9 protein-coding genes are annotated in these 14393 nt (G+C 28.0%); 1 reads left to right on the forward strand and 8 read right to left on the reverse strand.

Annotated features, from left to right (window positions below; genetic code table 11):
* Positions 1 to 521: 521 nt before the first annotated feature.
* A complete protein-coding gene (locus OCU47_RS15505; RefSeq protein ID WP_261829515.1) occupies positions 522 to 2114 on the forward strand; it encodes a peptide chain release factor 3 in 1593 nt (530 codons plus the stop codon).
* 370 nt (positions 2115 to 2484) lie between these two features.
* Here the strand turns inward: OCU47_RS15505 and OCU47_RS15510 are convergent, their stop codons facing one another.
* The 8 genes from OCU47_RS15510 to OCU47_RS15545 all read right to left on the reverse strand — a co-directional run bounded on the left by OCU47_RS15510 (position 2485) and on the right by OCU47_RS15545 (position 13063).
* Positions 2485 to 3171 carry a hypothetical protein gene (locus OCU47_RS15510; protein WP_261829516.1) on the reverse strand — a complete coding sequence of 229 codons (687 nt, stop codon included), beginning with the start codon at positions 3169 to 3171 and terminating at the stop codon, positions 2485 to 2487.
* A 10-nt stretch (positions 3172 to 3181) separates the two neighbouring features.
* Positions 3182 to 5713 carry a glutathionylspermidine synthase family protein gene (locus OCU47_RS15515; RefSeq protein ID WP_261829517.1) on the reverse strand — a complete coding sequence of 844 codons (2532 nt, stop codon included), beginning with the start codon at positions 5711 to 5713 and terminating at the stop codon, positions 3182 to 3184.
* A 16-nt stretch (positions 5714 to 5729) separates the two neighbouring features.
* Positions 5730 to 6095 carry a hypothetical protein gene (locus OCU47_RS15520; protein WP_261829518.1) on the reverse strand — a complete coding sequence of 122 codons (366 nt, stop codon included), beginning with the start codon at positions 6093 to 6095 and terminating at the stop codon, positions 5730 to 5732.
* Between the two features lie 334 nt (positions 6096 to 6429).
* The gene (locus OCU47_RS15525) at positions 6430 to 7083 is read right to left on the reverse strand and encodes a hypothetical protein (protein WP_261829519.1); all 654 of its coding nucleotides are present in this window, start codon (positions 7081 to 7083) and stop codon (positions 6430 to 6432) included.
* Between the two features lie 25 nt (positions 7084 to 7108).
* Entirely contained in the window at positions 7109 to 7279 is a 171-nt protein-coding gene (locus tag OCU47_RS15530) for a hypothetical protein (RefSeq protein WP_261829520.1), read from the reverse strand.
* Positions 7280 to 7522: 243 nt separating this feature from the next.
* Positions 7523 to 9718, reverse strand: coding sequence for a methyl-accepting chemotaxis protein (locus tag OCU47_RS15535; protein ID WP_261829521.1), 2196 nt, complete (start codon positions 9716 to 9718; stop codon positions 7523 to 7525).
* A 32-nt stretch (positions 9719 to 9750) separates the two neighbouring features.
* Positions 9751 to 11271, reverse strand: coding sequence for a response regulator transcription factor (locus OCU47_RS15540; protein WP_261829522.1), 1521 nt, complete (start codon positions 11269 to 11271; stop codon positions 9751 to 9753).
* Between the two features lies 1 nt (position 11272).
* Positions 11273 to 13063, reverse strand: a complete 1791-nt coding sequence (locus OCU47_RS15545; RefSeq protein WP_261829523.1) for a cache domain-containing sensor histidine kinase — start codon at positions 13061 to 13063, stop codon at positions 11273 to 11275.
* Positions 13064 to 14393 lie beyond the last annotated feature (1330 nt).

The raw sequence follows: 14393 nt of genomic DNA on the forward strand, positions 1-14393 counted from the left end.
GATTATAAACATTTAAATTTTCTTGTTTGCCTTTCCCAACACTTAACTCTTATACATTTAATACAGGTTTGATATAACTCCGATGTTAGTTTTTTGTTATTTTGTTCCTTTGCTTACATATTATCACTTGTGTAAACATTGTCAATAGGATTTTGTTACATTTTAAAACTATTACTAATTAATTAAAAATAGCCTTTCAATTTATTAATTATATATATTCTTTTATTTTCTATTACTAAGTTAATAATTTGTATTTCTTTCTTCCATATAATTTATTACAGCTTTATAAATAGATAATTATATTACTTTTCCATTTAGGTAAAGATAATATCCCTCTAATAAACTAAATTATATAACCCTTGTAACTGCAAAGGTTAATTGTTATAATTGTAATGTTTACGAATTACAGTTTAAATTCATATTTGGAGGTAGAAAAGTTGCCAATTTAACATATACAAATAAATAAAAGTAAGAAAAAATATATAAAATAGATATTAATTTAGATATTGGAGGTAAAAGCTTTGAGCGATTTAATAAGTGAAATTAATAAACGTAGAACATTTGCTATAATTTCTCACCCTGATGCTGGTAAGACAACACTTACTGAAAAGCTTCTATTATACGGAGGAGCTATAAGACTTGCCGGTTCTGTTAAAGCAAGAAAAGCATCTAAGCATGCTGTCTCAGACTGGATGGAAATAGAAAAACAAAGAGGTATTTCTGTTACTTCTTCTGTAATGCAATTTAACTACGATGGATATTGTATAAATATATTAGATACACCTGGACATCAAGACTTCTCTGAAGATACTTATAGAACTCTTATGGCTGCTGATAGTGCTGTAATGGTGATTGATGCTGCTAAGGGTGTGGAAGATCAAACAAGAAAATTGTTCCATGTATGTGCTTTAAGAGGAATTCCTATCTTTACTTTCATAAATAAGATGGATAGAGAAGCTCAGGATCCTTTTCAACTTATGGAAGATATCGAAAATGAATTAGGTATTAAATGTTACCCAATGAACTGGCCAATAGGTTCTGGAAAAGAATTTAAAGGTGTTTATGAAAGAGACACAAATAAGATTCAAGCCTTTAGTGGTGGTAATCATGGTCAAAATGAAGTTACTTCTGTAACTGGAGATGTTTCAGATCCTGTATTTGCTGATCTATTAGGTGCTCCATTACATGATAAGCTAATGGAAGATATTGAACTTCTTGATATTGCTGGTGATGACTTTGATATGGAGAAAGTAAGACATGGTGAACTTTCACCTGTATTCTTTGGTTCCGCCCTTACAAACTTTGGTGTTGAGCCATTCCTTATGGACTTCTTAAAGCTTACATCTGCACCTCTTCCAAGAAAATCAACTGAAGGAGAAGTTGATGTATTCAAAGAAGAATTCTCTGCCTTTGTATTTAAGATTCAAGCTAACATGAATAAGGCTCATAGAGACAGAATTGCATTCATGAGAATTTGCTCAGGTAAATTTGAAAAAGGTATGGAAGTTAACCACATTCAAGGTGGCAAGAAACTAAAACTTGCTCAGCCTCAACAATTCTTAGCTCAAGACAGAGAAATTGTTGAAGAAGCTTACGCAGGAGATATTATTGGTGTTTTTGATCCAGGTATATTCAGTATTGGAGATACTTTATGTAAAAGTAACGCTAAATTTAGGTTTGAAGGAATCCCAAGTTTCGCACCAGAACATTTTGCAAGAGTAAAACCAATAGACTCTATGAAGAGAAAACAATTCGTAAAAGGTGTTTCTGAAATAGCTCAAGAAGGTGCTATCCAAGTCTTTAAAGAATTAAGAGTTGGAATGGAAGAAATCATCGTTGGTGTTGTTGGTGTTCTTCAATTTGAAGTTTTAGAATATAGACTTAAGAATGAATACAACGTAGATATTAAGATGGATCGACTTGCTTACAGATACGTTAGATGGATCGAAAATGATCCTATAGATGTAGATTCATTAAACTTAACTTCTGATACTAAGAAAGTTACAGACTTTAAAGAAAGAAACCTATTAATTTTCCAAAATGATTGGGGAATTAGTTGGGCCTTAGATCATAATAAGGGGTTAATCCTTTCTGATGTAGGTAAAGGAATGTAATTTAGTAAGCTTGACTTATGAATTAATTTATATTCATAACTTCTTGCTTAAAAATTGTTATGTTACGAATGCTAGCTAAAAAATGCATTTATAAAAAATTATTATATAGTAAAAAAGGTGGAGTTACCTCCACCTTTTTTGTATCTAAATAACTTTATAAATATATAGATACCTATTACTTAGAAGTTGTCATATAAGGTGTTATGTATAATTACAAATGTGTGTAGAACTATTCCACTTAAATGTTGGTAGAATTCTGTCGTTTTTTGGTAACTTGTCCATTGAAACGCAGAAAGCTTGGTCACCAACATTTTGATGGAATAGTCCTATATGGGTTATAATCTTATACTATATCACCATAAATATAAAACTAACCTTGAAAAACTTTTATAAATTTCGGAGAACAATGTATTTTGTAATAATAAGTATCAACAAATATACCCTTTCTATTCTTATATCTTCTCTTATAAACATCAACCAAAGGCAAATCAGTATCTATGCTTGTGCTTTCAATAGATACTTGGCTTGACGTTAGTTCAACATCATATGAAATTTTGCCATGATCTTCAACACAGAACCTATATCTTTTTTCAGTTCCATCTCCATCTGACATTCCCATAGCATATCCATCTATCTTATGCAAAGTATAAGTTTTATAATATTCTTCTGTGTACCCATAATTAGTATCTACATCTAAAGATTTTAGATATTCTTTGCCACTGAACATATTAACATGCTCATCTCTACTACCAATTATAATTGCTAAAATTAATAGTAAAGCTAACACTCCCCACAAAATCTTAGTTGATGTTTTTATTGGTTTGCTACCGGTAGAATACTTTCTACTTGACTGCAAATTATCTGTATAACTTATTCCTCCAGTGCTGGTTGACTTGTATTTCTTATGATTTGCAGTTGTCCTTTTAGGCACTTTACTATTAGTTCTCGTAGCTGTATGCTTATTAACACTCCCACTAATCCGAGTATTATTCAAATTTGCATTATTATGATTATGAAGTTTACTAATTCTATTTAATTTTTTCAATTTTTTTCTCATAATATACCCCTTATAATCTAGACCTCATGACTTGAAACTTACAATATTTTGTGGTTACCTCATCACCAATTCTCGTATAAATTCCTGAAAATTCTTCTCCAGTTATAAATACTCCAAATACCATAAATCCACCTTCTTTACCAGTGTTCTTTTGAAATATTCTTTCTTGAAATATTATATCTTCATCTGGAATACTTCTTAATAAATAACTAGGTTGTACAGCCTGCCCTTCCCTGCCTAGTAATGGCTTAATAACGAACTCATTTGTATTAAGCTCATCATAATCAAAGGTAGTAAATGGAATGTACCTTTCTATATTTTTCATTTCATCTTCTGAATAAAAACCATGTTTAATCAGTTCATATATTATTACAAAGAAAGCTTTCGATTGAGAAATTATTGTACTTGCTGGATTTAAAGTTATTACCTTGTCATTTATTGCATTCAACAATCTCTTTAGGTTTTCATCTTCCTCATCAAGAAGCCAATCCAATGGATAATACCTAAAAATAAAATCTAACTTTGTACCATAAAGGTATACTCCATCATCCTCTACAACTAAATCATTAATATTTCCATAAATATAGGAATTATCTCTGCAAGTATCATCTTCTTTGAACATTCTCATAATTGCATTTGTTGTAACCCAATCTTCATAATATGTCAAAGATACAAACCCTATTATTGGATTTTTTATATTATAGTCATTAATTATCTTTTTTCCTTGCTTAACTATGTTTTTTACTAGCATATCATTAATTCTACTAGTTTTGTTGAAGGTTACTTTTGGATAATTAATATTGTCTTCTCCAACATTTATTGTATTGCTAACATTTGAATCTTTATCAAACATATTACCTATAGATTCTTCATTACACAATTTTTCTTTATATTGTTCTTCTAGTATCTGTTCCACATAAGTCGCTTCACAAATTCCAGCTGGAGTCTCAGAATTTATCTCTAGTAGCTTCCATCTACCATATGAATCCATAATCCAATCCAATCTGCCTATAAACGTAAATTCTTTTGTTTTCTCTCTTTTTATAGTGTCTTCTAGGCCTTCAATACTTAATATCTCTTTAAAAATGTTTAGATTTTCTATGACATAATCTCTTGTCTTTATAAAAATCTTATTAAGTGCTACTGTAGCCTGTTTTAATTCACTAAAAGCTTGTTCACTAATTGTACCAATATCTAAGCTCAAATACTCCTTCTCATCAATATTAAAACCAGTAAATTGTGCTTCGAAAACTAATTTATCAAGAAATGACTGTAACTCTAAGCCAGTTTTAATGCATTCAACACTATCATCTTCTATACCAATTGGAGTAAACCAGGTTTCACCTTCACTTGTTAGATACGTCGAATTCCATCTTACGCATGCTCCAATAACTTCATTGTTACATAGGTATATGCCGAAGTTGCCAAAACATTTTGCAGGAATTCTATAACTCCCATTATAATAATAACTTATATCTTCTTCTTGCTCTTTAAAATGTTGCAACAAAAAATTCTTTTCTTGCATCTTAGATTTTATATACTCTAAACTTTGAATCCACTCATCTTCTGTATGCATAACTCCAATAAATACATCTTCACTATATCTACCATATACAGGCTTAATAACATACCTATCTTTGTCCAACATGGCAAAGTTTATATTTTCATCTGTTAATGGCTCTGTGTAAGGAAGCACTTTTGATATTATCTCCTTCTCCAATGTTGAAAGTCTAGTATCATCATTTTTTATAAGCTTCCATAAATATGAATATAAATTTTTACATTGCATAATAATATCTCGAGGATCGTTTAGTATAAGCAATTTTTCCTCATCAAAAAGTCTTAATATTTCCTTAAAATCTGATATTTCATATAAAAATTCTGTAGGAAATAATCTTAAAATTATATCTATCTTTTTCTCAAATACTCTTACTTCATCTTTTTCAACTATAAAATTATCAGCACCTGCTAAAATAAAATTAAGGTCCTGCCTTTTTAGTTTTTCTTGAAATAATAAAGCTAAATGTGCTTCCTCATAATGTGCTGGATCTACTAAAATTGCAATATTTACTGGCTTATCAGCATAATACTTTTCCTTTATCCCATAAAATCCTTGTTTGAATTTTAATGTAAAATCTTCATTTATATTTTTATATCCTTGTAGCATTTCTTCTGCCACCATGCACTCCCTCTGAGCACATGGTTTATCATAATTTAATTCTGCATAAAACACACTATCCTGTCCAATGAATCCATCATATCTTGCCCAAAATACAGGGATATTTTCTCTTTTAAGTAATAGAATATCATCTAAATATTGAAAATTCCCTAAGTATTCTCTATAGTCTTTATACTCAAGACTTATTCCTTGTTTAATCTTTAGTGCTACATTATTTATTATCCCGGCAGTATATTTAAATTGTTTATATACATTCTTATTCATAAAGTAGGGTATATCAGAATATATTTCTTTCACACTCTTTGAATGAATAAGCTTATAATCAAACAATAACTTGTCCCAATAACTTTCATATCTCATCATTCCATTCTCCTATTAATTAAGAAGATGAACTTGCTCTAATGTATGATGAATATCCACCCGAATGTCCTCCTCCGCCTCCAGAAGAACTATATGATGAGTTATTATCATTTTGTGCATCTTGCCATACTCTCCAACTGCTTGTTCTATACATAAACACACTATATCCTCCACCATTTTGAACCCCAACTTTTGAATCACTTTCCTCTTCAGGAAATACAAATGGTGTAGCCCCAGTTCCATGATATGCATCATCCTTAGGACTCTCTGTTCCAACCTTATCTACAACTACATCATCACAACCTAAGAAAACCATAGGTGCGCCTATGGTCATTGTGGTTGCTAGAGATAAAGAAATTGCTTTCTTCTTCCACTTTTTATCCATACATTACACCTCAAACCTTAAGCATCTGAAAGCACATAGGTTTATATACTGGTCTATTTTACCTTATACTGCGTCAACATAACCCTTAGATAGCGCTGCTATCTGGGAAACTTGTTTCCTTGTCTAACTAAAAATATCCATCACATATTTGAACTTGTTATTTATTTTCAGATGCCTTATTCACATTATAAAATATATATCTTTTCTTAATTCAAATCTTTTAAAATATTTGAATATTTCTCTAAGCAGTGATACTTTTTACACAAAGCAATTAATCACATTAATTTATTTTTCTGTTTACCTTTATCTTTCTACCCTTATCGATAAATAGTAATTAAATCTCAATACTTTTTACCTGCACTCCATTATCAGAAATATAAGCTATATATTCTTTTATATCCTCTTTTAATGAACTTTTAGATATTATGCTAACCTTGTCCACACCATAAGCATTAAGCTCTTCACAAGATGGCAACTCTTCCTCTGTGAGCCTGTATTGATTATTAAAATATTTTTTTCTATCATATTCTTCATCACTATATCTATCATAATCTAATAAAAGACAATACTTCTCTATATTCAAATCATTATCAATTATTTTAGAAGTTTCTATGAGTTTCTGTAGCAATTCAATAGTTCCAACTCTGGCATTTTCATGGAATATATGCGCAAACACAGGAATTATCTTAATCTTATAGTTTAAATTTAAATATACAGCTAAATCAATTCCAATACTCTCATTTAAATCTAAAATTAATAACTCACTTTCAAGCTGTGATTTAAGTAAATCAACAACTTTTTCATCAAAAAAATTACTTATGTCAATAGATTTAAACTCCAACTTTTTATCACTAAACGGAATCCTATCTATTAAAGTCATAGATGAAGCAAAAGGCGTAGAAATCAACTGCCACTTAAACTTATTTAATCCTCTTCTAAAATTATTGTATACCTCATACATGTTAGGTTTATATTGTTTATTTTCCATTGTATAATTACCTTTACTACTTCAATTACTTATATGTAACTGAAAAAACTTCTATTAAGTTTATTATATGAGAATATCCATTTGAATCTCTTAACATTAAATAGTCTCCATCTCTTCTTACATCATAAGCATCAATTTCTATATCAGGTTCCTCTGCATTATATGATGTTGATGATAAATATATATAACACTTCATTTCAAAAATCCTCCATTCATTTCAATATATTCTTATATTATACTGCAAACACGATTAATATAAAATATATTGTGATAAATATATTATTATAACCATATACCCTCGTATCTATATAATCAATAAAACAAATTTTACTTTATCAGTGAAATATAAAACTTTTTACACTTTATAACTAGTATAATATATAAAATAAAGGCTGCAATTTGTTTGTAAAACCAACTGCAGTCCATCTTTAATCTAAAATTAAAATTGAAATTTATTTATTAACTTATTTAGTTTTTCAGATTTTTCTTTTAATTCAGCGGAAATTTCAGTTAATGTTTCATTAGCCTCTACCTGTCCTTGTATTGTTGCAATCACTTCTTCTGTAGAAGCTGTATGATTTTCTGAAATAATCTCAATATTGTTTATTGAACTTTTCAATATTTCTCTCTCACTATTTATATCATTCATAGATTGTAATGTTTTTTGCATAGCAATTTTAGTCTTATCTATAGAAGCCTTGATTTCCTCAAATGACCCTATTGTACTATTAACTTTCTCATTTTCATCTCTAATTGTTTCTTTCGCTTCATTGGATAATCCTAATAATAATTCAATTGTATTATTAACATTATCAATTATTGCCTTTATTTCTTTTGATGCTTGATTTGACTCTTCTGATAGTTTTCTTATCTCTTGTGCTACCACATTAAACCCTTTACCAACTTCCCCAGCTCTAGCTGCTTCAATAGATGCGTTTAATGCTAATAAATTAGTCTGAGATGCTATTCCATTTATATTTCCTAATATCTTTACAATATCCTTAGTATATGTGTGTAAAGTGTCAATGCTGCCTCCCAGATCTTCCATTGCCTTTGAATTTTTTGCTGATGATACTTTCAATGAATCTATACTTACAAAACCTTCTTGAATTTTTATCATTGAATTTTCTGCTGCTGAATTCGAATCATTAATATATTCATCTGTGCTATTAACAATAGTATTAAAATCATCTGATATCTTCACACAATTTTGAGTTTCTTCAGTTTGCTTCAAAGACCCTGTAGCTATCTCTTCAGCAGCTTCTCCAATTTGCTTAGAAGATGAATATATTTCTTCTGATAGTGAAACCATCTTTGTTGCTGAATTATTAGTTTCTACGGCTAAAGAAGCTGTAGTTCCCAATAAATCGCTTAAATCTTTTATCATACTATTAAAATTATGATTTAACTGATTTAATTCTGTAATTTTATATTTACTAACATTTTCAACCTTAAAGTTTCCTTCTGAAACATCCTTGGTTATACTTATAATGTCATTAATTGGATTACTAATCTGCCTACTAATCAAAAGTGATATTACAAATGCAATTCCTACAACCAATATTCCTATTAATATAATAACAATACCTATAATATTAGCTGATGAAGTTAAATTTTTCTCAGGTATTATAGAAAAATATTTCCAACCTGTTAGATTAGATTTTGTATACACACCATAATAACTTGTACCTTTATCCTTAAATGTGAAATCCCCTGAATTCTTCTTTAGGGCTTCTTGCATATATGTTGAAGTTATCTTCGTACCTATCAATTTATCATCACTATGTGATATAACTGTGCCATTATTATCTACTATAAATTCATATCCATTACTTCCGCCATTGTTTCCATTAAAAATAGATTGCAGCTTTTCTACATCTATATTGATTCTTAGTACTCCCATTACTTGCCACGTATTTACATCTTTTAATATTCTTACATTACTAATGACCTTTTTGTTGCTAGTTGTGTCTGATTCTTTTTCTAACATAGGAGTTGTCCAAATACTCCCACTTACTTGCTTTGTAGCTTTCTTATACCATTCTGTTTCTTTCACTTTAGCTATTTCTTCATCAGTTATTGTTGTACCATCTGAGGATATAGACAATCCGTTGTCATTATAAACATATATACTTTTTATTAATTTTGACACAGAACTATTTGCTGTTGTGCCTAAATACTTTTCTGTTGATTGTCTTGTAGCAAAATCCTTACTTACAGCAGGGTCAGTTAAGAACTTAGATAAGTTATCGTTTGCAAGTATTTCAATAGATGCACTATTTATTATATTATTAATTAAGTCCATAGAACTTGTATTTTTCTCTAGTAGTTCCATAGATGAATTTTTAAACTGCTTTTTAAAATTACTTTTTGTTACAGTAAAAGTAATTACTCCAGTTCCTATTAATGATATTATTACAATTGAATTAATAGTCAACAATAATTTTTTTAATAATCTACTTTCTTTCCCTACTGTTTTATTAACTAATTTTCTCATAATTCCTTTAGCAAAATTATTATTTTCATTTCTCAATCTTCTTTTTTTCTTCTTTCTCCCATCTACATTTTTAATTAAATCATCACTCTTATCATCTGTAATTTCTCTTTGTTGTATTTTGCCTCTTTTCCCTTTCATAATTCTTCACCCCTGTATACCATTAATTAATCTTACTTGTTTTCAAGTTGCTTTTTATAGTTAAGTGGGCTAGTTCCCACATACTTTTTAAACTTTCCATGAAAATAATCAATGTTTTTATACCCTACTTTTTCAGATACTTGATATACTTTAAGTTTATCTTCCATCAACAATACTTTTGCTTTTTCAATTCTCACCTTATCTAAATAAGTATTAAAATTTTCGCCTACATAATTCTTAAAGGCTTTGCCCAGATAAGCACTATTATAATTAAATATTTGTGCTAATAGCTCCAGTTTTAAATCATTATAATAATTCTTATTTATATAATTAATAATTCTTTTCATAGTACTATCTGTAGAGATGTTGCTTACTTTTTCAGATAAGTTTATAAATTGTTCTGCTAAATAATCAATTGTTTCATTAAGACTTGTTTTTGTATAAAATTCCTCCATTACTTCATTACTGTCAGTAATTTCTTCTTTCTTAATGTTATAATCATTAATTATTTTTTCTCTTAACTCTAAAGCTTTATTTATTGCTACTATCTTAACTTTTTCCTCTGAGTACCCTTCTCTTCTCAAGTTATTAGCAAATTTCAAGAAACATTTGACCAACTTCTCAATATCATTAATTTCAACATAGCTATATAAATTATTTAATTCAATATCCTCATATTCTTTTAATGATTCCTTCATGATTTTTTCTATAATCTCTTTTGATATTATTCTATATTCAAAAAATAAGAATTTCTTTTTCATTAACTCTTTAGCATCTAAATATGAATATTGAACTTTTTCTAATGACATTTCTTCTTTGCCTAAAGTAATGAATGTTTTTTTATCTAACTTTTCTTCAAGTTTGTTCAAAGTTTTCATTATATGACTCATACTAAAATTTATAAAAACTAAAGCAATAAAGTTTTCCAATATCAAAATATGAAGATTTTCTATCATTCCAACTTGCTCTGATACCATCTTTTCTAGCTTGTACATCTCTGCATTGTTATTATATTTTGAATTAGATACAAGAGCGACTTCTACTTTTAAATTATCTGTATCAAATTCTAAGTTTCCTAAATCTATTTTTTCTTTACTTTCCCCTAAAATTAATTGCTTAAATGTTAACTCTCTTAAATACTTTTTACTAACTGCTACATTCTTTTCACTATCTTTTTCTCTATTTATTTCCTCGCCTAAACTTACAATCAATTCAGTCAGCTCATCTTCATCTATTGGCTTTAAGATATATGCTTTTACTCCATAAGTTATTGCACTCTTAGCATATTGAAAATCTGAATATCCTGTAATTATTATAAACTTGCCGTTAAATCCATTTTCTTGAGATTTTTTAATAACATCAATTCCAAACATTCCTGGCATATTAATATCCATTAATACTAGATCAGGTTTCAATTTCATTATTTTGTTGTAGCCATCATCACCATCTATACCTTCTCCACATACAGAAAATCCATGCTGCTCCCATTTAATTATTTTTTTCAACCCTGCTCTAACACTTGGCTCATCATCAATTATTAATACATTTAACATACTATTCCCCTCTTCCTAACATAGGTAGTAGAATTGTAACTTTAGTTCCCTTATCTACTTCACTGTCTACATTTAAACCATATTCCTTACCATAAAAAAGTTTTATTCTTTGGTTTACATTGTTTATCCCAATGCTTCTTCTAGTTTTATTATCATCACTAGCAAAATCATTGTTTATTTGTGCTAACTTATCAGGAGGTATACCAAATCCATTATCAGTAACTACAATTATTGAGTTGTTGTTATTATTATATATATTTATAACTATCTTGCCTTTCTCCTTCTTATTTTCTAAGCCATGTACAAAAGCATTTTCAACAATTGGCTGTATAAGCAAAGGTAGTATTTCACACTTATCAGCGTCTAAATACACATTACATTCATATTCTATTTTGTCTTCAAATCTAATTTTTTGTATACTTAAATAATTCTGTAGTAACTCAACTTCTGATTTTAAAGAAACAATCTTATCTGTGACCTCTAGATTTCTCCTCATTATCTTTCCTAACATCTTAACAATATTGGCAATTTCAATTTGATCATTACAAAATGCCTTCATTCTAATTGTTTCTAGAGTATTATATAAAAAGTGTGGATTAATCTGGCTTGCCAACATTTTAAATTGTACTTCCTTTTGTCTTGTTCTTAATTCTTCTGTATGTATCCTTTCCACATATACCTCATTTATTAACTGCTTCAAGCTTTCCATCATAATATTTAAATCATTATATAATTCTCCAATCTCATCCTTACCTTCAATAGTTTTTTCTATATTAAAATCACCTGAGGCAACTTTATGCATCTCACGTTTTAAAATAAATATTCTATCCGATAAGTTTTTAGAGAAAATTAAAATTAATATCAGAGATATTAATATATTAACAATGATTAAAACTATTCCTTTAATAGCAACTGGCATAGTCTGCTTTGTAACTGATTCAATAGGAACAGCCATTAAAATTTCGAACTTATTTACTAAAGCTTTTTCAGAAAAAAATGAATTTACCACTACGTAACTAGGTTTATCATTAAAGTTACCTTTAATTTTATAATTTTCATCTCTTACTGGTACGTTATAATCTTTTATATCATATGTTTTATCTGTTACACCTAATGTTGAGCTGAATATTGAATTGTTATCCAGTGATATTACAGTTTCATAAGGTTCTCCTTGTATTATGGATTTTAAGTTACTATTATTTACGTTAATTACCAATACAGCTATTTTATTTCCGCTATAATCCTTTATACAACGCACTAAACTTAGTCCATTAGTGCCTGTAATTTCATCATTTTTATAAATCCAATTTATCTTTCCGTTATTTTCAAGAGCATTCTTATACCATTGCTTCGCTTTTATATCATTGCTTGCATAAATAAACTGAGAATTATCCAACATAGTTGAATTATCTGTATAAAGTCTTATACTCTTAATCTCACTATAAGATCTAAGGTATTCGTCTAAAGTAGTGTTATTACCATATGCCTCTATTATTTCATTGTAACTAGTGTATTTGTGATTAATTAGGTTTGCGATACTTTGATTAACGTAGATTCTATCTGAAACATCAGCTGCTATTCTTATAATCTCTTCAAACCTATACTTAACTATATCCGTATTGTAACTTGCTTCATGAATCGTATTATTTATTACTATGTTAGTCATACTTTTAGTTAAATACACACCAACAATTAACACTGGAATAAAAACAACTATGAGATATATAAATATCAACTTATTTCTTATTTTCATATTTTTTACAGCGGTCGACAAATATTTTGTTTTTTTCATTTTTTCTACTCATTCCTTAATATATCCTTTATATAAATATACCACATTTTATTGTAATCGTATACTGAATTTCTCTCATTCTCTCTCATTTAATCACATACATTACAGTATCAAAAACATAATTATATTTTCAGTTAAATATTTAACTCAGCTTAATTAGTTTATTATTATATTTGCATTTTTAATATTTTAAAAATTTTTATAACTAATTTAGCGAGTAAAATTTATAAAATTTATATAGTATTTAATAAAAAAAATCTATAGTAAACTTAATACTGTAATTAGTATTATAGGTGCACACTATAGATGATCCATGTATACTTTAAAATATAAATTTTGTAACTTTACAAGTATTTAGTTTTTACTTATACAACTAAATAAAATGCTACGATTTTAAGCAGCTTGATAACATTTTTTATACACTACTTAAAAATGATTTAAGGATTATATTCATAGCTGCTCAAATAACATAGATACCACATAAATATTCTAGAATATTACCTGCAAATTTTTATAAAGAAAGTGTCAACCTAATGGTTAGATTTAATAATTTTATACCTGAAAAACTACTAATTAATACAGTTCGTTTACCTTACAAATTATCGGACTATTAATTAATAATATTTTGTCCACTACATTAATTATAAATACTTAACAACCTTGTAATATATACGTTCTAAGTAATGTTCTACATTAATAATCAGTAAAATAAACTTAATATGCAATTTATTTATTTGAACATATATATTAAAAATCTATCATTACACTTTCAATAAAACCATCTTTGAATTTAATTGAAAATAGGCTTAAAGCTATACCATTGCTATAAGCCTATTTTCTCATTTCTATTGATACTAATGATGTATAAGTTATGACAAAATTTCTGCACTCTAATACATAATGTATATGTTATCTATACAAAACTCCTCAATAATAATGCCCTGTTCAAGTTGCAATAATTCAACACTTATTACCAAGATTTAAATATAATACTTCTATATATAACTTTATAAATATATAGGACACTCATAAGTTTTTACTTAACTGTGGATTACATTTTCCATTTGTAACATTTGATAAATTATTTAGTATTTCACATCATTATTCTGCGACTTCTATAGTTATATATCCAATTTTCTAAACTGTTCAGTATAATTTTGCATGTAAATCATGTCTAATTTTTACATTTGTAAACCTTTTCTACAATTGTATAATTAGTGTATATTTCAAGCAATTGAAATATATTGATTTGAGTGTTTGGAATAAAATATAGAGGGGGAATTTTCTTGTTTTAGCTCACTCCATTATTAATTAATTTAAACAAATCTAA

This window comes from Clostridium sp. TW13, assembly GCF_024345225.1.
Lineage (GTDB): Bacteria > Bacillota > Clostridia > Clostridiales > Clostridiaceae > Inconstantimicrobium > Inconstantimicrobium mannanitabidum.